The organism is Nitrincola nitratireducens (assembly GCF_000585235.1).
GTDB classification, from domain to species: domain Bacteria; phylum Pseudomonadota; class Gammaproteobacteria; order Pseudomonadales; family Balneatricaceae; genus Nitrincola; species Nitrincola alkalisediminis.
The window spans coordinates 67,321-89,928 of sequence record NZ_AONB01000019.1; the positions used below are offsets into that span (position 1 = coordinate 67,321).

Annotated in this window: 17 protein-coding genes; 10 read left to right on the forward strand and 7 right to left on the reverse strand. The window is 45.0% G+C overall.

Annotation, left to right across the window (positions count from 1 at the left end):
* Positions 1–91: 91 nt before the first annotated feature.
* Positions 92–1,885 (forward strand): methyl-accepting chemotaxis protein, encoded by a 1,794-nt coding sequence (locus D791_RS14675; protein ID WP_036513157.1) that lies wholly within the window; start codon positions 92–94, stop codon positions 1,883–1,885.
* Between the two features lie 69 nt (positions 1,886–1,954).
* Here the strand turns inward: D791_RS14675 and D791_RS14680 are convergent, their stop codons facing one another.
* Positions 1,955–2,755, reverse strand: a complete 801-nt coding sequence (locus D791_RS14680; RefSeq protein WP_036513159.1) for a response regulator — start codon at positions 2,753–2,755, stop codon at positions 1,955–1,957.
* Between the two features lie 455 nt (positions 2,756–3,210).
* Positions 3,211–5,307, reverse strand: coding sequence for a phosphoenolpyruvate--protein phosphotransferase (gene ptsP / locus D791_RS14685; protein WP_157682397.1), 2,097 nt, complete (start codon positions 5,305–5,307; stop codon positions 3,211–3,213).
* Between the two features lie 319 nt (positions 5,308–5,626).
* Here ptsP and D791_RS14690 point away from each other — a divergent pair, with 319 nt between their 5' ends.
* The gene (locus tag D791_RS14690) at positions 5,627–8,173 is read left to right on the forward strand and encodes an EAL domain-containing protein (RefSeq protein WP_081763891.1); all 2,547 of its coding nucleotides are present in this window, start codon (positions 5,627–5,629) and stop codon (positions 8,171–8,173) included.
* On the opposite strand, the gene D791_RS14695 is transcribed toward D791_RS14690, so the two are convergent.
* Entirely contained in the window at positions 8,170–8,745 is a 576-nt protein-coding gene (locus D791_RS14695) for a TIGR04211 family SH3 domain-containing protein (protein ID WP_036513161.1), read from the reverse strand. The genes D791_RS14690 and D791_RS14695 overlap by 4 nt on opposite strands.
* Positions 8,746–8,876: 131 nt before the next feature.
* On the opposite strand from D791_RS14695, the gene yidD reads away from it, so the two are divergent.
* The 3 genes from yidD to D791_RS21115 all read left to right on the forward strand — a co-directional run bounded on the left by yidD (position 8,877) and on the right by D791_RS21115 (position 11,426).
* Complete coding sequence (yidD, locus tag D791_RS14700) at positions 8,877–9,176, forward strand: membrane protein insertion efficiency factor YidD (RefSeq protein WP_081763893.1); 300 nt, start codon at positions 8,877–8,879, stop codon at positions 9,174–9,176.
* A gap of 70 nt (positions 9,177–9,246) precedes the next feature.
* Complete coding sequence (locus D791_RS21110; RefSeq protein ID WP_237748665.1) at positions 9,247–10,272, forward strand: SLC5/6 family protein; 1,026 nt, start codon at positions 9,247–9,249, stop codon at positions 10,270–10,272.
* Entirely contained in the window at positions 10,269–11,426 is a 1,158-nt protein-coding gene (locus D791_RS21115) for a hypothetical protein (protein ID WP_237748666.1), read from the forward strand. The genes D791_RS21110 and D791_RS21115 overlap by 4 nt, the downstream gene beginning before the upstream one ends.
* Before the next feature lie 52 nt (positions 11,427–11,478).
* Here D791_RS21115 and D791_RS14710 read toward each other — a convergent pair whose 3' ends face one another.
* Positions 11,479–12,876 carry a PhoH family protein gene (locus D791_RS14710; RefSeq protein WP_036513163.1) on the reverse strand — a complete coding sequence of 466 codons (1,398 nt, stop codon included), beginning with the start codon at positions 12,874–12,876 and terminating at the stop codon, positions 11,479–11,481.
* A gap of 154 nt (positions 12,877–13,030) precedes the next feature.
* Here D791_RS14710 and D791_RS14715 point away from each other — a divergent pair, with 154 nt between their 5' ends.
* Positions 13,031–14,125 carry a hypothetical protein gene (locus tag D791_RS14715; protein ID WP_036513166.1) on the forward strand — a complete coding sequence of 365 codons (1,095 nt, stop codon included), beginning with the start codon at positions 13,031–13,033 and terminating at the stop codon, positions 14,123–14,125.
* Positions 14,126–14,189: 64 nt separating this feature from the next.
* On the opposite strand, the gene D791_RS14720 is transcribed toward D791_RS14715, so the two are convergent.
* On the reverse strand, positions 14,190–14,660 hold the full coding sequence (locus tag D791_RS14720) for a Dps family protein (RefSeq protein WP_036513168.1): 471 nt from the start codon (positions 14,658–14,660) through the stop codon (positions 14,190–14,192).
* A 150-nt stretch (positions 14,661–14,810) separates the two neighbouring features.
* On the opposite strand from D791_RS14720, the gene D791_RS19220 reads away from it, so the two are divergent.
* On the forward strand, positions 14,811–16,286 hold the full coding sequence (locus D791_RS19220; protein WP_051514581.1) for a CYTH and CHAD domain-containing protein: 1,476 nt from the start codon (positions 14,811–14,813) through the stop codon (positions 16,284–16,286).
* Positions 16,287–16,373: 87 nt separating this feature from the next.
* Positions 16,374–19,217 carry a transporter substrate-binding domain-containing protein gene (locus D791_RS14730; protein ID WP_272944854.1) on the forward strand — a complete coding sequence of 948 codons (2,844 nt, stop codon included), beginning with the start codon at positions 16,374–16,376 and terminating at the stop codon, positions 19,215–19,217.
* Positions 19,218–19,253: 36 nt separating this feature from the next.
* Here D791_RS14730 and D791_RS14735 read toward each other — a convergent pair whose 3' ends face one another.
* Entirely contained in the window at positions 19,254–19,685 is a 432-nt protein-coding gene (locus D791_RS14735) for a MaoC family dehydratase (RefSeq protein ID WP_036513170.1), read from the reverse strand.
* Between the two features lie 214 nt (positions 19,686–19,899).
* Here D791_RS14735 and D791_RS14740 point away from each other — a divergent pair, with 214 nt between their 5' ends.
* On the forward strand, positions 19,900–21,231 hold the full coding sequence (locus D791_RS14740; RefSeq protein WP_337588668.1) for an acyl-CoA dehydrogenase family protein: 1,332 nt from the start codon (positions 19,900–19,902) through the stop codon (positions 21,229–21,231).
* Positions 21,222–21,674 carry an acyl-CoA dehydrogenase C-terminal domain-containing protein gene (locus D791_RS21880; RefSeq protein WP_337588669.1) on the forward strand — a complete coding sequence of 151 codons (453 nt, stop codon included), beginning with the start codon at positions 21,222–21,224 and terminating at the stop codon, positions 21,672–21,674. The genes D791_RS14740 and D791_RS21880 overlap by 10 nt, the downstream gene beginning before the upstream one ends.
* A gap of 68 nt (positions 21,675–21,742) precedes the next feature.
* Here D791_RS21880 and D791_RS14745 read toward each other — a convergent pair whose 3' ends face one another.
* Positions 21,743–22,360, reverse strand: coding sequence for a TetR/AcrR family transcriptional regulator (locus D791_RS14745; RefSeq protein ID WP_036513172.1), 618 nt, complete (start codon positions 22,358–22,360; stop codon positions 21,743–21,745).
* Positions 22,361–22,608: the final 248 nt, after the last annotated feature.

Consider the following 22,608-nt stretch of genomic DNA (forward strand, 5'->3'; position numbering starts at 1 on the left):
ATGAGATTGTTCTCTCTAATTTGCTTTAAACACGAAGTGTTGATTTAACACAGACTTTATTAATTTATTCTAATAAAAAGAGATAGGGTGCATGAGTTTATATAAAACGATTGAAAGAACTTTTTTTAATTCTCTATCCAAAAAAATAACAGGTAATGTCGTTTTTTTATTGTTACCACACCTTTTTCTGCTGTTGGTTGGTGGGTATTTAGCCTCAGGGTTGTCTGCAAAAATTCAGGCTTCGGGCTTAAGCGAGGCTCAAAAGGGAAGTTTGCTAGAGGGGTTGAATGATCTTGTTGTAACAGCGGGAGCAACGGCTTTTTTTGCGATCTGTGCGGGAGTCTTTACGATTTTCTTCATGCGCCATCTGTTTTTGAAGCCTATTCGTGAAATGACGCGTGTTTTAAAAGCGATAAAAGACAAAGATGGTGATATTTCGGCCACTTTGCCTGCGTATACCTATGATGAAATTTCGGAAATGGCACACAGTTATAATGAGTTTACGGATCGTTTACGTCATATGATTGCTCAAACACGTCGTCATTCAGTGAATGTCGCGTTGAGCGCAACGCATGTGCAAAAAGTGATCTTAGAGTCAAGCAAGTCTGCATTTACGCAAGAGCAAAATGCGCAGCAGGTTTTTCAGTCTAGTTCACAATCCTCTCAGGCGATTGATGAAATATCCAAAAGTGCCGTTGTGATTAGTGATCAGACCAGTAGCAACATGGCCGAAATTCGTGCATCAAATGCTGAGCTAGGTAAGGTTCTTGATCAAATCAGGATGATTCGGGATTTGGCTACGCGGTTTCAGGAAACCGTGCATAAGCTCAGTTTAAACTCTGCCGACATAACGCGAATATTATCAATGGTGCAGGATTTTTCTGACCAAACCAATTTACTGGCCTTAAACGCCTCCATTGAAGCCGCTCGTGCTGGTGATGCCGGACGTGGGTTCTCTGTGGTGGCTGATGAGGTGCGCAACCTATCGCAGAAGGTGAGTGAAGCCACAGGGCAAATTGATAGTAACATTTCAGAAATGAGCCAGTTGGTTGATAGTACGCGCAGCAGTGCGGGCACTATTTTGGAGTATGTTCAGAATACAGAAGTCTTCATCGATACAACAAGCGTCCAATTTCACAAGCTGGTTGCTGATTTTGAAGAGATTAATGCGCAATTAACGGGCATATCGAGTGCGATTGATGAGCTATCCTACACCAATCGTGAATCACATCAGAATGTGGCATTAATTACGGATCTTGCTCAGTCGATGAAAAAAGGCATGGAGCATTCCTTGATCCATTCAGCCGACCTTGAGTTGGCAACTGAAAAGACTCAGGAGTTGCTATCTCACTTTGCAATCGGTATGGGTGGCTTTGAGGATATGACCCGAACGGGAATGGGATGGGCACAAGAAGTCTCGAATGAATTGATTAAATTACAGGCTCAAGGCGCTAATGTTTTCGATACACATTATCGCCGGACCAACCCAGGTCAAAGCCCAGAGAAGTATGATACTTCCTATGTTGATGCGTATGAGCGATGCATGCAGCCTATGTTTGATGGCTTTATTCGTGCCCGTCCTGAGTTTATTTATGCAATCGCCGTTGATAAAAATGGCTATGCCCCTGCACATCATACCAAAGTGAGCCAGGCTTTGACTGGGGATGTTAGTGTTGATTTGTTGCAAAGTCGACATCGACGCATGTTTGTCGGCAATCGAGCTGAAAAGAGACGTTGCTCCCATACAAATCCTTTTTTGCTGCAAACCTTTATTCGAGACACGGGTGAGGTCTTAAATGATCTTTCTATCCCTTTATATGTGGATGGAAAACATTGGGGCGCATTGATTATGGGCTTTGATCCTAAATGTCTATTGGCTGAATAGTGGGCTGAACCCTGTGGCTTTTGATAATCGATTAAAAGCGACAGGGAACCTACAATTTGATTGGATCGATTACTCGATCTCGTTGATCAGATGGCGAATAAGTTTGCGAAGCGCAACGTAAGATAAAGGTTTTTCGCAGATAGCGGATACACCTGCTGTTTTTAGAGCATGGAGTGGCTCGTCGTTTTGTTCCGAAGTGACAACAACAATCGGTATAGAGGGTTGGTCGGAATAGTGGCGAATATGCTCCACTAACTCAAGCCCGTCGATGTTCGGCATGTTGTAGTCTGTGATGATGAGATCAAATCGCTGACTTTTTAAGATTTGCAGGGCTTCAGCACCATCTTTAGCCTCACGAATATTGTGAATGCCAAGAGACGTGAGTACGCGGTGCAAATATTTGCGAGAGGTGGAGCTGTCATCAACCACCATGATCCATAAATCATCAAACTCTTCGTTGGTGCCTTCAAAGTCATTCTGACGTGCTGCCACATAATTCACAGCACTGCTTAAGGCTTCATTCAGACGTTCTGGATCGTAAGGTTTCGGTAAAATAACCGTTGCGCCTGCTTGACGTATCGGCTCTAAATAGCGATAAAGGGTTTCTGATGAGATCAAAAAGAAAGTGACATCGCATAGTTCAGGCTTGGTGCGCATTTGTCCGACAAGTTCAGAGCCTGTCATATCGGGTAAATGCATGGCAGAAATTACGATATCAGGAGTAATGCCTTGCATTCGCTCAAGCGCAGGTGCTGCTTCAGTGAACTCTTCAATAGCGACGATCCCCATTTTTCGAAGGTGGCCGACAATAATATTGCGCTGCATTCGGGAAGGCTCAATCACCATCAACAGCAGTTCGCTCAGTTCCATACTTCTCTCACTTAACGGATACAACGATAATAGTATTTATACCTGACATTAGCGATATTGCAAACATCAGTTTGTGCTGATTCAGTTTAAATTCACTTTATTCAGGTTTGTTCAGGTTTGTTCAGCTAACGTTAAGACGAAAAGCGCTTTACTTGTGTTCCGAACAGGATTGCATCGGGTCTCTTCATCATTTCAACTTTTCTTAGGGTCGCTCAGGCGACCTTTTTCTTTTTCTCTGAATTGTTTTAGCTCGAAGCAATCGTATCCGTGCTGAACATGCGTGTAGCAGCTGTGTTAGTCGGGTGTTTTTGCTAAAGCGCGCTCCGCAATACCACTGAACAGTGCGCGGATATCCGATTCGTGTGAGAGTCCTCTTGCTTTTTCTAGAATGGGCAGGAGTTCTGCGCGACTGACTGAACGTATTAATAGCTTTATTCTTGGAATGTTAAAGGCACTTAGCTGATGGATTGATATCCAAGGGCTATCATAACTAAAACTGCAACGGGGTCTGATGCCATTTCGCCGCACACTGAGAGCGGTAAATTGAGATTCTCACACTCCTTTTGGATATATTCTAGAGCCAGCATGACAGCTGGATGTAAATGGTCAAACAGAGCCGATACACGCGGATTGTTTCGATCAACGGCTAATAAGTACTGTGTTAGATCGTTTGAACCCACTGATACAAAATCAATATAAGGCGCTAGTTTGGGAATCAAGAGCATTGCCGAGGGGACCTCAACCATCATGCCAATGCTGGGTAGCTGGGCTGGGTATCCTAGCTTATTTAAATCATCGACGGCTTTCTCAACATGCTGCCTGAATGTCATCATTTCATCAACACGGCTGACCATAGGTACTAACAGCTTAAGATTGCCATTGGCGATATTTGCTCGAAGCATGGCACGAATTTGAGTGATGAGCAGTTGGGTATTATCTAGGGTAAAGCGTATCCCTCTCCAGCCAAGATAAGGATTCTCTTCTGACATTTCGAAGTAGGGCAGTTGCTTATCACCCCCTATGTCTAAAGAACGCATAGAGACGGGTTTTGGGGCGTAGGCGGCCAATACCTTTTGATAGATGCGCAGCTGTTCCTCTTCGGTTGGAAAGCTATCATGGATCATAAACGGAATTTCGGAGCGATAAAGTCCGACGCCTTCGGCACCTCGTTCCAAGCCAGGGGTTGCATCGGCTAACAAACCTGTATTTGTTAGAAGTTCAACCCGAAATCCGTCAAGGGTTTCTGCAGGTAAGGATTTGAGTTTGTCGAGTCCTGCGATAAAACGCTGCTCTTCGGCAATCATTCGTTTGTATTCATTCAGCAGCGCATCCGGTGGAGTGACAATGCATTCCCCTCGGTTGCCGTCGACAATGACTCGTTTACCACGGAATTTAGCGGGTTTTAGATCTTCAACCGCCATCACAGCCGGAATGCCAAGTGCATTGGCCACAATCGCGGTGTGCGACAAAGAGGAGCCTGCTGTACATACAATGCCATGAATACGCTTGAGCGGAAATTCAGCCAAGTCTGTTATGCTGATGAGCTCTCCACACAATATTAGGGCTTCATCCGGTGCTTCGGTAACTTGGCGATCATGTTGCAGCAGTTGATTCAGAATGCGTTGTCCAATATTGGTAATATCTTCACTGCGGGCTTTCAAGTAGGGGTCATTTGATTGTTCGAACAAATGCGCCATCTCTCGAATGACTTGGCACAGCGCCCAAGGAGCACTATCGCCTTGTTTGATTTTTTCTTCTACACCCTGTTTTAGCTCTGGGCTGTTGAGCATCATTTGGTAAACGCCAAACAGCGCATGCAAATCGCCCGGTAAATGATTGCCTAGGCGACCGGATCCGGCTTCTAATTCTTCGGCGACCCACTCAATGGCTTGGTGGAAGTCGGCTGTTTCTGCAATCGCATCACTGTTAATCCCTGCTTCAACTTGATCAAGGGTCATGTGCGGGTCAATCACCCATAGACGTCCAGTGCCAATACCACTAGACCCTTTAACGCCCTTGTAACGCTCATAGCTGGATAGCGTGGGTTGAGACATCCAACTGCCGCTGCGTTGTAAATGATGCAGAGTCCCCGCCAATTGTGAGGCCACTGTAATCAAAAACGCTTCTTCATCGTCATTGAATTGCTGGTTGAGTGTTCCTTGTACAACGAGAACCCCGACTAATTTTCGGAGGTGAATTAAAGGCACGCCCATGAAGCGATGATAGGATTGTTCATGTGTTTCCGGAATATAAACAAATCGATCATCTGAGGGTGCGTCAGCGATGTTTAGCGTACTCAAGCTGGCGGCAATGTGGCCGACTAATCCTTCGTTAAGATTTAAGCTGACTTTGCCGACGGCTTCCCGGGATAAGCCTCGAGTCGCTGCTAAGATCAACGTGTCTTGTTCAGGATTGCATAGATACAAACTGCAAACTTCTGCATGCATTAGGTCGCATAAGCGCTCAACGATCGTGTCCATCATGGCTTCAGGGTCTTGAGTCCTGGCAATGGTTTCAACAAGTGTAATGAGGCTGGCGAGTGGGGAATGCATGCTGATATCCATCTGTCATGAGGTTTCACTTTCTGCAGACATTATGCCTTATTTCCGGATCTGGGTGATGGACTCACTAAAAAAAATGTCGGAATTAGAACAAACTGGGTTGAAATGATCGCGAAAAGTGCCAAATGTTTAATGGGTAATCATCGAGTTTTGTTTGAAATCAAAATGCAAATTTATGATTTTCCTCTAATGTACGGGAGTCGGACTCCTATCCTACTATACGATTATCTACTACTTTGTTTAAAATTATGTGCTATTCTTGATATATGACTCAACTACACACAAAACACCAATCATCGTGACTAGCCCCATGTTAACCCGTACCGCCTCTATTAATGTTGCTGCTATTTGCAAGCGGCGTCCTATTTGGTGTCATCCACGGGATACGATCCATCATGCTATTCGCTTGATGTCACTCTACAAAATAGGGTGTGTCCTCGTTTGTGAGCATAGAAGACCTGTGGGAGTGTTAACACGACGGGATGCGATGCGTTTTGGGACAGAGGGTTACGATGTCGAGTCGACAGTGGATAAAGTCATGACGCATCCTGTTACAACTGTTGATGTTGATGCCAGTGTAGATGAGTTGGGTATTTTAATGATGAGTCACCGTATTCGTCATGTTGCTGTCGTCGATGCTGAGCATCAGTTGGTTGGGGTGGTCAGTGAAAGTGATATTGTTAACAGTCATGGTCTTGAGCATGATTTATTTTTAAGGTCTTTGTATGAGGTCTGTAATTTAGATCCGCTGCGCATACCGAGTGATTGTTCGATTAAATTGGCAATAGAACGGATCAGAACGGCAGGTCATACAGCAGCATTGATTGACTTGAATGGTGGCTTTGCAATTTTAACGGAAACTGACGTCATTTCTCTTTTATCAGAAGAGACGTTTGATTTAAGTCAGCCCCTGTCTTCAATTGCTTTGAATCCTTTGCAGTCCGTTCCTGGCTCTTTGAGTCTTTATAATGCACGCCGTCATTTTAGAAATCTGGGTTTTAGGCATTTAGGTGTTACGGATGAGCACGGGCAGCTTGTGGGGTTGGCCTCATATTCCGATATTTTGCGCAACGTAGAGGTCGATTACATTTATCGCTTGCGAGAGCTTCTTAATGATCGCAGTCATTCGTTGAATCAAACGCGTCACTATCTGCGCATCATTGAAAAAGTGATCAACTCTTCTCTTGAGGGGATTTTAATTTGCGATGCCCAAGGGAAAATTCAGAGCGTCAATCCTGCATTTACTCAGATCACAGGGTATGATGAGTGGGAGGTGATTGGCTGTAATCCGAGCGTATTAAGCTCGGGTCGTCATGATAAGCGTTTTTATGAGCATATGTGGCGGGAGATAAAAGAGGTTGGTCATTGGCAGGGTGAAATTTGGAATCGTAATAAAAGCGGAGATGTTTACCCAGAGTGGCTGAGCATTACGGCGATAGAGAGTGATAATGGCGAAATCATACAGTATGCGGCGATCTTTCATGACTTGACGGAAGTCAAACGCTCAGAAGCTCGCATCAATAAAATGGTTTATTTTGATGAGGTCACACTCTTACCGAACAGGCGGCTTCTACGAGATCGTTTGGATAATGCGCTTAATTATTCTAATGAGACAGGGACGCGAATCACTCTGGTCAATCTTGATTTGGATTGGTTCAAGGTGGTTAACGATCGCTTTGGTCAGGTGCAGGGCGATCAGGTATTGCGTGAGATAGCCAATAGAATTAATCAGCAATTGGCCGATGAAGACACTGTTGCGCGTCCGGGCGGCGATGAGTTCAGTCTGATTATTTCCAGTATTCAGGATACAGATGAGTTAGCTGTTTATTTACAAAAACTCCAAAAAATTATTTCGGCACCTGTGGTTATTAATTCGACAGAGATTCGTATTACGTGCAGTATGGGAGTCGTTGTTTATCCTGATGATGCATCGGATGCGGAAAGCTTAATGAGTCGAGCGGATTCAGCCTTGCTGCAAGCCAAAGAGCAAGGGCGAAATACGGTTCATTACTATTCGTTGACTCTGAATCAATCGTGCATGTCGCGACTTAAGCTGGCAGGCTTGTTGCAAAATGCTCTAGAAAATAATGAACTAACTCTGTATTACCAACCTAAGGTGTGCCTTAAAACTGGAAATGTTAAAGGGGTTGAGTCCCTCATTCGCTGGTTTAATCCAGAGCTAGGGCAGGTGTCACCTGCGGACTTTATACCCTTGGCAGAAGACATTGGCTTGATCGATAGTATCGGCTCATGGGTGCTCGAATCGTCTGTTAAACAGTCTAAGGCATGGCAGGATCAGCAGTTAAATTTAAGCATTGCCGTGAACGTTTCGGCGCGACAGTTTCAGCGAGGTGAAGTGGCCGCGAAGGTAGTGGGATTGTTGGAACAGTATAGACTGTCCCCTGACCATTTAAGTATAGAGCTGACTGAAACAAGCTTTATGCATAATGCCGAAAAAACCTTGTCTGCGATCAAACAGTTAAGCTTGATTGGGATTAACGTTGCCATTGATGATTTTGGTACAGGCTATTCAAGTCTTAACTATGTTCGAACCATGCCATTAAGTCAGTTAAAGGTGGATCTGAGTTTTATTAAAAATATTGTTGAGTCGGTGCGGGATCGTAAGTTGGTTCAAGCCATTATTGATATGGCGCATGCACTTGATATTGAGGTGATTGCTGAGGGTGTTGAAACCTGTGAGCAGTTAAAGCTGCTGCTTGAAATGGGCTGTGATCAAGCGCAGGGATATCTGTTCTGTCAGCCTATCCCTGCTGGTCAGTTCGAAAAGTGGTTGCAGGACGTCAGTCAAGCACATATTTCGTTAATAAGCCATTGTCAACTCGACGGCTCGAATTAAAACCAGTTATCTTGGCGCTTACGACGTTTAGGTAGGTAGGGTACTAACAGACCTAAAATCATACCAGCTAAGGCAACTAAGCCTCCATGGGTCAACCAGCGAATCAAGTTGCTTTGATCCATGTTGGCAATTTCTGCATCTAGACGTCGAATCTGTGTTTCAAGCTGTTCAACTTGTTGAGCATAGTCTTGGTTTCCACCCGAGAGTTGCTGTAAACGGTTGTTCAGCGTCTCGATTTCCGTGGCTTGGCGCTCGATTGTGTTTAGGCTCTCGGTTAGCTCCGATTCTAACTTCGGCAAGCGCGCTTGAACGCTTTCACCTGCAGCAACAAACTCTTCAGGAACCCAACCGGAGCGTCCCGCTTGGTTACGAACCTCGACATAGTTATTGTTGCGATTGAGTATTGTAACCCCTTCACCACTCGTCATCCGTCCATTGATACGATATTGATTACCTGGACCGCCATGCGTAAACACATAAACATCATCGGCGATGTGGGCACGTTGTTGAGCATAAGCCGGTACAGCAAAACTCAGGCTTAAAATGACAGACAATAAAAACTGCTTTTTCATATAAAAACCAATTGACACAATTAAGAATCAAACTATTGTACGGATTAAGAGGTCTATGGCTACCCCGTAGAGGAAATTTCTCTTTAAAAGTTATACTATAACTCTTTATGTTGGGCTATTCGGGGCCATGTATGCAGGCAATCAAGAAAGTCTTATCTATGTTTTTGATAGGGCTTGTTAAGTTTTATCAGTATTTCATTAGCCCTTTGTTGCCGCCAAGCTGTCGCTATTATCCGACGTGCTCTGCTTACATGATTGAGGCTATAAAAATTCATGGGCCCTTAAAGGGCGGATGGTTGGGACTGAGGCGGCTTTTGCGTTGCCATCCTTTAAAACCGGGTGGGTATGACCCTGTACCACCTAGATCCTGTGCATGCCAAGAAGGCCAAGCAAAGGTGTCTGAAAAGGCTCAAGATCAAGAATCAAGTTAGGACAGCTTTGATTTTTACGTAAAAGCTTCCGATAATAGCTCAAGCCCTTTTATTGAATCAGGACAAACTGATGTTTTCTGCACACAGCGTTATTCTCGTTGTTCTTGTCTATATGGCGTTGCTGTTTGGCTTGGCTGTTTGGGTAGATCGCCGCACGCGTCATCGCAGTAACTCCGCGATGCCTGCTTGGGTATATGCCATGTCAATGGCGGTGTTTTTTACATCTTGGACGTTTTACGGCAGTGTTGGTTTTGCCGTGCAATCGGGTTTGTTGTTTTTTGCAATCTATATAGGCGCACTGCTGAGTGTTGTATTTTGGCCGATTACCCTAAAACGTATGGTGGCGGCAAAAGAGGTGTTCCGCATTACGAGTATTGCGGATTTTATATCGACCCGGTACCGCAGGTCGCAACGAATCGCAGGACTGGTTACCGTCATTGTCCTTACCAGTATTTCCCCCTACATTGCTTTGCAACTCACCGCCGTTGTTAATAGTTTTAATATGATTACAGGTGCGCCAGCGAACGCTAACTGGGATATGACGGGTCTGACGATTACGTTGGTAATGCTCGCATTTACCATCATTTTTGGTATTCGCCATCTTGACCCAACGGAGCGGCACAGTGGCATGATTGGCATGTTGGTTGCTGAGTGTGTGGTAAAGTTGATCAGCTTTTTGCTCGTAGGAGCGTTTATTCTGGTCTCCGTTTTTGGGGGCGTCAGTGGCTTTTTAGAGACGTTTGATAATCAAGATAAACGTTTGATTTTCAGTTTTCAACATCAAGATGCCCCCGGATTGACTTGGCTTACCTTAATAGTGCTTGGTTTTGCCGCGATTCAACTTTTGCCACGTCAATTTCATGTATCAGTGGTTGAAAGCAGTCATCAGTCGCATGTTAAAACGGCTATGTGGATGTTCCCAACCTACTTGATTCTCATTAATCTCTTTGTGGTTCCAATTGCGTTGGCTGGAACAGTGATGGGGTTACCTGCTGGCTCTGCTGATTTTTTTATGATTTTGATCCCTCAATTTTTAGGGAATGATCTAATGGCCCTTGTGGCTTTATGGGAGGCTTCGCAGCGGCAACCGGTATGATTATCATTAGTACCATGACGTTGGCCACCATGACCTCGAATCACTTGGTTCTACCCTTGTGTGAGAAAATTAAATGGTTGGAGCCTCTACAAGGCTATTTACTGCAAGTCCGTTGGTTTACAGCCGCGCTTGTTTTGCTATCCAGTTATACCTTGGCGATGGTGTTGAGTAATTCATACTTTTTAGCGGCCATGGGACTCATTTCGTTTGCCGGTATTCTGCAATTGTTGCCTGCCGTATTTTTGGGAATGTTTTGGCGCAAAGGCAATAGTGTTGGCGCCTTCTGCGGACTATTTGTCGGTTACATTCTATGGGGATGGACACTGATTATACCGTCAATGATTAATGAGGGCTGGTTACCGCTTAGCCTTCTAGAAGAAGGTCCCTTTGGAATTACTTGGTTGCGGCCCGAGGCTTTCTTGGGAGTTGATTTCCTTCCACCCCTCATTCACAGCGTTTTTTGGTCCATGTTCTTTAATATTCTTTGTTATATTGCTGGATCGTGGTTTTATCATCCACAAAAGCATGAGAGGTCACTGACACGTGAGTTTTTGGCCGCCATGCTATCAAAAGGTCAGCTTTCGGGTAAGGCAAGGCCTACGGGATTAGATGCGTACATAGCCTTGGAACCTAAATTGCTCGAAGCCTATGATTTACTTGTGCGCTATTTGAGCAAGGAAAAGGCTGATGAGGCTATTTCGCGGATTACTGAAGATTTACAAGTCGAAACGAAATCGCATATTACCATTATAGAGTTGATGGAATTTCACCGAATGCTGGAGCACATACTGGCTGGTTCAATTGGTGCCGCCAGTGCGCATACCGCAATTGAAGAACGCATTCAGTATAACGAGCGTGAAGCGGCTGACTTAAAAGCCTTGTATAGCCATATTGTGAGTGAGTTGCAGGGACAGTCACGAGTAGATGAAACCAAGAGTGATGGTGGCGGCTATTTGTTTTTGGACCAAATGCAGAGTCAGATCGATGATTTAGAGGCACAGGTCAGTCGTCAAAAAAAACAAATTGAAGCCTTGGAAGCAAAATTGGATCAACGCTATGAGGAAATCTTCAACTATCGTGTTGAAGTGCAAAAACTGAAGGTTGAAAGTGATACGCTCCGTAAACGATTGGCGGAAGACTCGACCAGCGAATGACGCAAGCGACTGCAGGTTGAACGTCAGTCAACCTGCAGTGAGAGTTGAGGGGTTATAGGTTCTCTTCAGCAAACTCGGCTAAGCGTGATCTGAAGACTCCTTGGAAGTGAACGCTAGCTGAGCCTTCAAAGTCTTTGAAGCGCTCGGCAATGTAGGTTAAACCTGAAGTCAAAGGGGTTAAGTAATTAGAGTCGATTTGTGCAAGGTTGCCCAAACAGACCATTTTGGTTCCTTTGCCGCAACGTGTGATGATAGTTTTCAGCTGTTGTGGGGTTAGGTTTTGCGACTCATCGATTAGAACCACTGCATTTTGTATGCTGCGGCCTCGAATAAAGTTGAGCGATTTAAATTGGATATTGGCCTTTTCAAGCGCGTATTTAACGCTACTTTGCGGACGTTCATCCTGTTCATGCATCGCCTCTAAATTGTCACTAATTGCGCTCATCCAAGGCGTCATTTTCTCTTCTTCCGTACCCGGTAGGAAGCCGATATCTTCGGCAACAGGGGGAGTTGATCGCGTCACAATGATTTTATTATAGCGTCCTTGCTCTATGACCATTTCGAGTGCACAGGCCAGTGCAATCAGCGTTTTACCCGAGCCTGCTGAGCCCAAAAAGATGGTAAAGTCTAAGTCAGGATCTAGCAGAGACTGCATGGCAAAGGCTTGTTGAATATTGATTGGATGAATGCCCCAAGCGCTTTGGTTCATCAAGTGCTGATACCCTAAGTCGAGTAGAGTGACGCTTTCTTGATCTATTGCGACAGTACGCGCCGCAAAATCTTGAGTTGAATCATAGATGTATTCATTTAAAAAGGTGTTGGGTAATAATGTGCGAGCAACTCGATGGTAGGCTTTGCCATCACGTTGATAGCTTTCAACCTTATCCACGCCCTCCCAAAAAGGCGTGTCTAGATAATGATGGCCTTCTGGCAAGAGTTCAACATCGGATACCAGTTGGTCTGTTCGATAGTCTTCAACCTTCTTGAGTCCAGCCCCCAGCGCTTTTAAGCGCATATTGATATCTTTGGTGACAAGCACGACTTGTCTGTGTGGAAAGGTGGATTGCAAATGCAGAGCGCAGTTGATGATCTTATTGTCTTTGTTATGCTCGATTGGAAGAAAGCCAGTACGAACTGTAAGTTCGTGGTCTGGAAAAATACTTAAGCATCCTAATTTTATATCGCGGTCCTTGCCCGGTAAGATGATTCTGACGCCTTTGGTGATTTGTTCGGAATTGGTGGCCTTACTTAAAATTGAGTCAATGCTGCGGATAGCATAGCGGGCTTCTTGGGCAACATTCTTTTTACGGTCTTTGATATCGTCGAGCTCTTCGAGCACGGTCATGGGAATCGTGACGTCTTGTTCTTTAAATTCGTAAAGACATTTTGGGTCGTGTAGTAACACGTTGGTGTCAAGGATATAGAGCTTGGAGGCTTTGGTTGCGCTCATGAGCAGGTGTCCTTATGTGGAGTGTTTGATTTCAACCTAATAGAAATATTTGAATTCTGCAAGCGCTTATTTCGTTTATTATTTTTCTTGGTTGTAGACGCTTTAATCAGCTGGAAAATGAGGTAAGATTGAATTTTTAGATGAACGGATTATCATGAAAAAACATAGTTTGGCCTTGGCCACCTTAGCCGTCACCGCTGTATTAGTAGGCTGTAAAGACAATCAGACGCCCACTGTTGTTGAAGTTCCTTCAGCAAATGAATCCTTACCCGCGCAGTCGGCAACCTTTCAAATAGGGGAGCGAGCGAGTGGTGAAATCACATCGCAAAGCCCTGTAAATCTTAAAGACGGTACACGTTATCAAGTATTTGAACTCAAGGTGTCTTCATCTGACTTGGAGGATGGTAACTTACTGGAAATTACCCAGCGTGGTGCATTAAATGGCACCTTGTCCTTGTTTTCAGGTAACAGTTTATTGGCCACTTCAAACGATGCTGAGCGCTTTTCTAAGCTGAGAAGCATTGTTCAGGGTGAATCCGTTCTGCAGGTCGTTGTGCACGGTCGTGATATCAATAGCTTTGGGCCTTTCACCCTATCTTCTGGCGTATTAAAGGTCGCCTTAACATTGGATACGAGTAAGCTGAATAGTCTTCCTTTAGCTGAAAATGGCTGGCTGGATCAAGAGCCTCAGCTTGTGCGTTTCCAAGTTGAAAAAGCAGGCTTGTATCGCCTCAACATGGCTTCTCAGGATTTTGACACCTTCATTAAACTCGAAGGAATGGGGATTACTCTAGAGAATGATGATGGCCCTGATGGAACGGACTCTCAATTAGTGACCTATCTTGAAGAGGGTGAATACACCTTAACGCTTCAAAGTTACGGTGAGGGAGCCGGGCTTTTTTCAGTCAGTGTATCAGAAGCGCCTTTACCTGAAGGGATAGAATTGCAAAACAGCGGTGAGTTGGTCATAGGAGAGGCAATACAAGGTATGCTGATGCGTGGTCAAAATGTATATGAACTAGACGTTCAGGAGTTTGGCCTTTACGAAGTCTCGCTGATGTCTGATGAGTTTGATGCGTATCTTGAGCTAGAAGGTGAAGGTTTCTTTGCGGAGGATGATGATGGCGGAGAAGGCACTAACGCTCATCTAGAACTAGAGCTGGCACCAGGGCGCTACAAAGTGGTTGCCAGAGGGTTGTCTGACCATGAGGTCGGTTTATATACCCTGCTTGCGAATCGTTTGGATTAATGTCCTAGCATTGCGCTTGCCCTGCCGTTATCAAGCAGGGCAAGCGAACAAATATGTGTGATATTTATTTATTCAAAACACGTAGCATCCACGCCGTTTTTTCATGAACCCGCATGCGATCTGAGGCTAAAGATGCAGTGGATTCATCATCTGCATCTTGCGCAAGTTTAAGAACCTCGCGACAGGTTCTGACCACTGTTTCATGTCCTTGTGTTAATAAGTCCACCATGTCTTTTGCTTCAGGAACACCGTCCACTTCTTTAATGTTGCTTAAGCGGACGAATTCCTTGTAGGTGCCGGGTGCGGCAACATCTAGGGTGCGAATTCTTTCGGCAATGTCATCGACAGCGAGTGCAAGTTCGTTATAGTGCTCTTCAAACATCAAATGAAGTTCGCGGAACTGAGGGCCTGTGACATTCCAGTGAAAATTATGCGTTTGCAAGTAAAGAGTGTAGGTATCCGCTAAGAGGTGCTTCAGCCCTTCAGCGATTTTCTCACGATCTGCTTTTTTAATACCTATGTCCATTTTTGACATGTGTAAGTCTCCATGAGTGAATTAGCTTTCATTGTAAACACAACCGTCTCGACATGAGAAGTCGATTGCCATCAAACTTCTTTATGATCAGAATAGAGTATAACGAATTGACATCGCCTGCTACCCAAAGCCTAGCCCCAGGAGAAAAAAATGGGTAAAGAAACCGAATTAAAACTAGAATTATCGCCTTTGCATATCAATGCCTTAATGACTCACCCTTTGGTCAGCTCGGCTCAATTGCTGAGTGAAAGTGTTACCTTAGAAAACACTTACTTTGATACCTCAGCCTTGGATTTACAACGTTTAAAAATGGCATTGAGAACGCGTCAACAAGGAAATGTTTGGCTTCAAACTGTGAAGTGCGCAGGCCAGTCGATAGCCGGTGTCAGCCAACGCCCCGAATGGGAGACTTTTTACAATGGTCACTTTGATTTTTCTGAAATTGAAATAGACTCCGTTCGTGAAACCTTAGATGCTGTAAAGGTTCGTTTACAGCCCGTCTTTAGTACGAACTTTGAACGTTCGACATACTGCTATAAATCCCCTACAGGGGCAGAAATTCTGCTGATGGTCGATCTTGGTAAGATCCAGGCGCAAGGACAGACGCTTCCAATTTGTGAGCTAGAGTTGGAGTTGGTAAAAGGAGATGTCTCGGACTTAGTGTCACTCGCCATTGATTTGGCAAACGATTTATCCTTGACGCCCAGTGATATTTCCAAAGCCGAGCGAGGTTATCGTCTCTTTAGTGGGGTGAAAGAGCAACCCGTTGGGTTTGTTGCTCCAAGACAAACGGATGAAATGACGTCGGAAGAGGTCTTCAGGTGTTATGTGTCTGCTTGTCTCGTTCAATGGCAAGGCAACTTATTTGGCATTACGGCACGAGAAGAGCCGGATTACTTATTGCAGTGGATTGAAAGTCAGGAGCGACTGCTTGCGGTCTTAAGAGTATTTAAACCTCTATTGAATCCACAATGGTTTAAACATTGGAAAGGAGTGCTAACTGAGAATCTACAGTCTTTTCGTGAGCAGGTTGAGCTGGACTATTTTGCGGATCAGCTTATCCCGGAATGGATAGACCTTGAAGAAACAGAAGCTTCGCTTAAGGATCTTAAAAGTTGGATTTTGGCTCATCGTGCCACTGCACGGCAAGAAATGATGCAAAGTCCTGTTTTACACCAGCAAGGTTGCCTAATCTTACGTTTATTGTTTGACGTGCGTTCGGATGACATTTTTGTCACAACAGATCAAGCCGACGCTACTTTTTTATTAAAACGCCTAAAAAAATTAAGGAAGCGAGCGCTAGATAAGAAGCTTCGCTTGAAAACCAAGTCCCCAGGAGTTTCGTTTCCAACCCTTCTAGCCTTAAAGGAGTATCGTTGGGCCGTTGATATGTTTGCTAATATAGCATTTGGTAAATCTTGGTTGCACAAAATGAATAAGGCATCTGCTCTTTTAGGGCATATCTCAGCTGAGTATTTATTAGGGCGTTGGCAGGCGTATTTGCAAGGCTTAGTCGCTACAGATGTATTTTTGGCCGACTCATTGCAGCGCACCATGTTGATTCAACAAAGAAAAATATTGAAAAAGCTCAGGCAGCAGTCTTTAAAAGGGTTGCGAGACTATTAAATGTAGGGAGAGAATGCATTGAAGAGAAGGGGTGATCAAAAGCACTCGTCAAGTTTACTGACAGTATTTCTGTTTGTAATACTTGGGTTGATCAGCTTTTCTCTATCAGCAAATACTTCAAATAGAGTCTCTGTCGGAGTCGTTGCTGATAATGAGCCTTACTCATGGATGAACGCATCACAACCGTCCGGTTTTTCAATTGATGTACTGGAGAAGGTGGCAAGTCTTACTGAGTTGACCTTTGAGTATCGTGTTGGCAGTTGGCCTGAAGTCTACTCGGCCTTTTTAAGAGGTGAAATCGATGTTATTGATGAGATCTCTTGGAGTGAGGAGCGAGCCAATAGCATGTTGTTCACGGAGCCTTACCATTACCGAAATACGGTTATCATGCAGGACTCAAATCGACGGCTTGACTCGGTTCAACGCATTGATGGCTTACGTCCCTATCGGATCGGCATTCTAAAAGACATTTATTACGCACCTCTTTTATACACGCAAAACCTAGAATTAGTTGAATATGATTTGCTACCCAATCTTGTAAGAGCCCTAGCATTTGGCTGGGTAGACGCCATCATTGGACCTGATGTGACGTTACAGTTTTTGGCACAACGAGCGGGATTTCGACACTTGGAGGTCGCTGGTGCATTGTCTCTAGACGGCGTGCAACAGGAGGACTTCAGGCTCGCGGTTTTAAAGGACAAGCCGGAACTGCATGCTAAGCTTGAAAGCGGCTTACAGAGTATTGAACCCGAATGGCTGGCCGATTTAACGGTTCGCTGGCAAGAGTATGGCGGCAAGCATTTACCTCTGCAGACATCCTTTCAATTGAGCCAACCTGAACAGGACTATATTCGTCAGCTTGGCCCGCTCAGAGTAGGTTTGATGCGTGATTATGCGCCTTTCAGCTTTCTCGATGGTGGAAGTGTTCAGGGTTTATCGGTTGATATCTTGAAACGGATTCAGGATTTAACGGGGTTGCAGGTTATCCCTGTTGTCGATCAATGGTCCAGTTTAATCATGTGGCTTGAAGCAGGGGAGTTGGATGTATTGGCTAATATGTCGTTTAGTGAAGAGCGACAAGCGATTGCTCGGTTCTCAGACGTTTATTACATTATTCCCAATGTATTCTTTTCCAAAGATTTAGACTGGCGCTATACCGATCCATCAGATTTAGAGGGACTTAGGGTTGCGATAGGATCTGGAATTTATTACGAGCAGGCGTTGCGAGACATTATTGGTGATTCTCTGTTTACCTATGTTGATCAAGCTTCTATGTTCAATGCCTTGGCAAACAATCATGTTGATGTAGTGATAGCAGCCTTACCAAACGGCAATCACTGGGTGAGTCAATTACGTCTGACGGGGGTCTATGTAGCGGGTGAGTTTATCTTAGAGGGTTTCACAGGGGAGGATTTGCGCTTTGGGGTTAAGCCCTCGCTTGCTCCTTTGGCCGATATTTTGAATAAAGCCCTCAATGCCATTACGCCTATTGAACAGAGTGTTATACAAAATCGTTGGCTAGGAAGTCAGTCAGGCATCAGCTACTCATCAAATCCGCCGCTTGAAAATTTGACGGATGAGGAGCTTGATTACTTATCTGCATTGGATAAAACCCTCCGTATCTGTGTGAATCAGAATCAAATGCCTTTGGAGGCTATTGATCAGCGGGGGCGCTTAACGGGCATATCCTCATCAATTGTAGAGTCACTATCAGAGCGTCTTAATTTACGTATGATGTTGTTTCCAACACAGAATCGATCTGAGTCCATGCAAGCCTTGTCTGAAGGACGTTGTGATGTTATCCCAATGATGTCTGAAACTGAGCACACTGAGAAGCTTGCGTTAACACGTTCGTATTACTCGCTACCCGCTGTTGTTTTAGGTCGAATAGAAGTCCCGTTTATTAACAGCTTAAATGAGCTTACCAATCAGAGGGTGGGTGTTTTAGAGGGCTTTGTTGCATTTGATCCCCTAGTGAGCCGTTATCCAACGATTACATTTGTCCCCATCGCGACCGAGACGGATGGGTTAAGGCAATTGCAGTCGGGAAATCTTAATGCCTTGATCAGTTCATTACCTACGGCAAGTCATAGCCTGCAAGAACTCGGTGTTGCCGATATCCGTGTCATTGGTCGAGTTCCCTTTGATTGGAACTTTACTATGGCTGTCCAAGTTGAAAATGATGTTTTATTAGGAATATTGCAGAAGTTTATTGACAGCTTAACTGACGAAGACCGCCGAGGCATTGAAAATGCGTGGCGTACTGTAAAGCTTGAAGAGTCGATGGATTGGTCTTGGGTATGGCGAATTGTGACGATAGCACTGCTTATCGTCCTGATGTTGGTGTACTGGAATCGACGTCTAGGTGCTTTAAATGCCAAGTTGGCACTGGCCAATGAAAAGCTTGCCTTTTTATCGGTGACGGATGAGCTAACAGGCTTGGGGAATCGAGCATTTTTTGATCGTGAGTATAATCGTTTGCATCAGCTCGCCGTTCGGCAACAACAAGGCATGATGGTGGCCATGCTCGATGTTGATCACTTTAAAAGAGTGAATGATACCTTTGGACATGTGGCTGGAGATCATTGTTTACAATTTCTGGCCACCTGCATTAAACAGGTATTTAAGCGTGATACAGATTACACCGCTCGTTACGGTGGAGAGGAGTTCGTGATTTTTACACTGATGGATGCCTCTCAAAACATCTATGAGCGTTGTGAAACACTTCGTCAACTTGTTGAAGAATCGCAGTGTGAGTTTGAGGGTCAAACAATTGTGCTGACGGTGAGCATCGGTGTGCATGGCTATTGCCCTAATCTGAGCTCTGATCCCGAGCACGCGATGCGATTGGCGGATGCCGCACTTTATAAAGCCAAATCAGAAGGGCGTAATCGGGTTGTGATGAGCGAGACGGAGCAGAAGGCGTTGTAACGTATTTCCTTCTGCTCTTTTGCATCTAAAACGGAATTAAGCCGGACGTTTGTCAACCATGAAGGTGGCTTCACCCGTTGCCACCAGTGTTTCACCCACGCTCACTTCGCAGTTCATTTTGACGCGTTTACGTCGTTCATCTATTTCCGTGATGGTCAGGGTTGCTTTGGCCGTATCGCCGATATAAACAGGTGCACGGAATTTGATCTGTTGATCAACGTAAATGGCGCCGGGCCCAGGAAGGCGAGTGCCCGCAACGGTCGATATTAAGGCTGCACTAAACATCCCGTGCACGATACGCTTTTTGAAAAAAGTCGTTTTTGCATATTCTTCGTTGATATGAACAGGGTTGTTGTCCCCAGAAATGCCTGCAAACAGGTATACATCAGACTCTGAAATCGTTTTGGCATAGGATGCACTCATACCCACTTCAAGATCTTCTAGATAATATCCGTGTAATTCTTCCATACTATTCTCCCATTCATGATGATATAAAAAGACATGCGTCGTAATCTTGAATGATCAATGTTAAAAAAGATCAAACTCAGATCAAGACTAACTGATTTTGTACTTATCAGATAGCGATTCCATGATAGAATAAGTAAAAACCCTAATGGTGTGAAGAGTGAAACTGAATTCTTTATACTTGATTGAATTTTGAACAACTTGAGGAAGGTTAATCATGGCTGACTATAATGCTCCCGTAAAAGATATGAAGCTTGCTCTCAACCATATTGCTCGTTTAACTGAGCTGTCTTCAATGCCAGTCTTTGAGGATGCCTCTGATGATATGGTCAGTGCAATTTTGGACGAAGCGGCCCGAGTCGCTCGTGATGTCGTTGGGCCCACCAATTGGGAAGGGGATCAAACGGGCCTCAAGCTTGATGAAAGCGGAGTCGTTTGTCCAGAGTGTTTCCATGATGCCTATAGTCAGTATGCTGAAGGGGGCTGGGGATCTCTTCAGTTTGACCCTGAGTTTGGCGGTCAAGGCATGCCGTACTTACTGTCAGTATCGGTTATGGAAATGTGGCAGTCAGCAAATATGGCGTGGGGTTTGTGCCCTCTGTTGTCGCAAGGCGCCGTTGAGTGCTTATCGATTAATGCCAGTGACGAGCTGAAAGGCATTTACTTACCTAAGCTTATTAGCGGTGAGTGGGCAGGTACCATGAACTTAACGGAAGGTGGAGCGGGTTCAGACCTGTCACAAGTTCGTTGTAAAGCGGAGCAGGACGGTGATCACTATCGCATTACGGGTGAAAAAATCTTCATCACTTGGGGCGACCACTCGTTAACTGAAAACATTGTCCATTTAGTTTTGGCACGTCTTCCTGATGCTCCTCCTGGCGTGCGCGGTATTTCGTTGTTTTTGGTTCCGAAATACCTTGTGAATGCAGATGGTAGCTTGGGTGAGTACAACAACACCAAACCCCTATCGATTGAACATAAATTGGGCATCCATGCGAGCCCTACTTGTGTGATGGGTTTTGAAAACTCAGTTGGCTATTTAGTCGGTGAGTTAAATCGTGGATTGGCCTGTATGTTCACTATGATGAACAATGCGCGTTTAGGGGTTGGTTTACAAGGCGTTGCGATTTCTGAGCGGGCGTATCAGCAGGCATTGAATTTTGCCAATGAGCGCATTCAAAGTCCTGCCGTAGGACACAAAGAGCCCGGTCCTATTATGAGACATGGCGATGTTCGTCGCATGTTGCTGACAATGAAGGCGTTGACGGAAGCGGGTCGTGCTCTGACCTATGATGCGTGTGGAAGCATTGATTTCTCACATCATGCTGAAGATCCAGAACGCCGTGAAAAAGAAAAAGCACGCGCGGCTTTATTAACCCCAGTTGTAAAGGGCTGGTGTACCGAGTTTGCTCAAGAAGTCACTTCCTTAGGTGTACAAATTCATGGTGGTATGGGCTATGTTGAAGAAACGGGTGCCGCTCAACATTTCCGTGATGCACGCATCCTGCCGATCTACGAAGCACGAATGGTATTCAAGCCTTGGATCTAGTTGGACGCAAAACCCTCATGGATAAAGGCGAAGCGTTGGCAAGCCTGCTTGAGGAAATGCGTGCGACGGTTGCGGCTGGTGGTGCGTTTTCTGCCCTTGCTGCACAGCTGGAAGCCGCGGTTGTCGCAGTTGAGCAAGCAAGGGATGTCTTGTTAAGCGGCAGTGCGGAAGATCCTCAGTTACCTGGCGCAATTGCGTATAACTTTATGATGTTGTTGGGAACGGTGGCAGGCGCATGGGAGTTGTTGCGTCAAGCTGAAAGTGCAGCTGAGCTGCAGTCTCAGGGAGAAGATGATCCATATCTGGCGGCTAAACAAGTGACCACGCGTTTCTATTTCGCCCAAATTTTGCCACGTTACATGGGCTATTTGGAAATGATCAAATCAGGAAGCGCTACGATCACTGAAATGAGCGATGCTCAATACGCGAGTGCTTGGCAGTAAGGTTGGTGTTCTGCTCAGAGGCGCTTTACTCAGTAAAGCGCCTCTGAGGTTGAATCATTTAACCTGTTTTACGTAAATGCATGACGATGAAAGAAGCGTTTAAGTTCGCTGTCAGTAGGGGTTACGCCCGTAAACACATGGGCGTAATCTGCTATGCGTGCCATGCGAACATCAATCGGCTCATTCGAGCGCATGCAGACATAGCCAATTTGGGTTAAGTAAAGGGTTCGAGCACGCACGTCGGCATCACTAGTGGGGTAACCGTGTGCTGTAAACATCTGTTGAATAGCTGAAATACGATCCTCATCCGCCTTTTTGACGGCGACATCCACTTCTTCAGACTGCAGCGCCCAGTTGCGCATCGCAAACTCAAAACCCGAGTCAAAAAGCGTTTGGTCGAGCCAGCAATCAAATAAATTTAATACCGCTTCTGTAATAGACTCAGAGTAGGCTTGAGTTTGTTGAATCAGATTGTGCGTGTTTTTCGCTTTCCAGCGACCTATTAAAGCATCCAGCAACGCCTCACGATCTTTGAAGTACCAGTAAAAACTGGTCCGAGATAAGTTCAACCGTTTGGCCAATGGCATAATTCGGACAGCATCAATCCCCTTAGAGATTAAGGTCTCATAGGCTAGGTCGAGCCACGTGTCGGGCGAACTGCGCCCGTTGCTTTCTAAAGAATTCATATGCTTAGTAAACGATAAGTGTAAGGGAATGGCAAGGTCTAAGTCGTTATTTGTAGGGTGGGGCCGTTAAAGGTATTGGTTCAGTATTACCCGTTTGATGATCATACTTGCTGTGTCAGTTGTTCCGGTTATAAGGCTTTAATGCTTCATAAAGCTATTCCACTCAATTAGTCAAGTTGTATGGTTTTGGTTTTTGAATGCATATCAAGGTTTATTAATGTGAATATTATTTTTCACGTTGGTACCTA

Excerpts from the sequence above, each read along its gene's own strand:
- D791_RS14675 (WP_036513157.1), top strand. The coding sequence starts at position 92 with ATGAGTTTATATAAAACGATTGAAAGAACTTTTTTTAATTCTCTATCC.
- D791_RS14680 (WP_036513159.1), bottom strand. The coding sequence starts at position 2,755 with ATGGAACTGAGCGAACTGCTGTTGATGGTGATTGAGCCTTCCCGAATG.
- ptsP (WP_157682397.1), bottom strand. The coding sequence starts at position 5,307 with ATGCATTCCCCACTCGCCAGCCTCATTACACTTGTTGAAACCATTGCC.
- D791_RS14690 (WP_081763891.1), top strand. The coding sequence starts at position 5,627 with ATGTTAACCCGTACCGCCTCTATTAATGTTGCTGCTATTTGCAAGCGG.
- D791_RS14695 (WP_036513161.1), bottom strand. The coding sequence starts at position 8,745 with ATGAAAAAGCAGTTTTTATTGTCTGTCATTTTAAGCCTGAGTTTTGCT.
- yidD (WP_081763893.1), top strand. The coding sequence starts at position 8,877 with ATGCAGGCAATCAAGAAAGTCTTATCTATGTTTTTGATAGGGCTTGTT.
- D791_RS21110 (WP_237748665.1), top strand. The coding sequence starts at position 9,247 with ATGTTTTCTGCACACAGCGTTATTCTCGTTGTTCTTGTCTATATGGCG.
- D791_RS21115 (WP_237748666.1), top strand. The coding sequence starts at position 10,269 with ATGATTATCATTAGTACCATGACGTTGGCCACCATGACCTCGAATCAC.
- D791_RS14710 (WP_036513163.1), bottom strand. The coding sequence starts at position 12,876 with ATGAGCGCAACCAAAGCCTCCAAGCTCTATATCCTTGACACCAACGTG.
- D791_RS14715 (WP_036513166.1), top strand. The coding sequence starts at position 13,031 with ATGAAAAAACATAGTTTGGCCTTGGCCACCTTAGCCGTCACCGCTGTA.
- D791_RS14720 (WP_036513168.1), bottom strand. The coding sequence starts at position 14,660 with ATGTCAAAAATGGACATAGGTATTAAAAAAGCAGATCGTGAGAAAATC.
- D791_RS19220 (WP_051514581.1), top strand. The coding sequence starts at position 14,811 with ATGGGTAAAGAAACCGAATTAAAACTAGAATTATCGCCTTTGCATATC.
- D791_RS14735 (WP_036513170.1), bottom strand. The coding sequence starts at position 19,685 with ATGGAAGAATTACACGGATATTATCTAGAAGATCTTGAAGTGGGTATG.
- D791_RS14740 (WP_337588668.1), top strand. The coding sequence starts at position 19,900 with ATGGCTGACTATAATGCTCCCGTAAAAGATATGAAGCTTGCTCTCAAC.
- D791_RS14745 (WP_036513172.1), bottom strand. The coding sequence starts at position 22,360 with ATGAATTCTTTAGAAAGCAACGGGCGCAGTTCGCCCGACACGTGGCTC.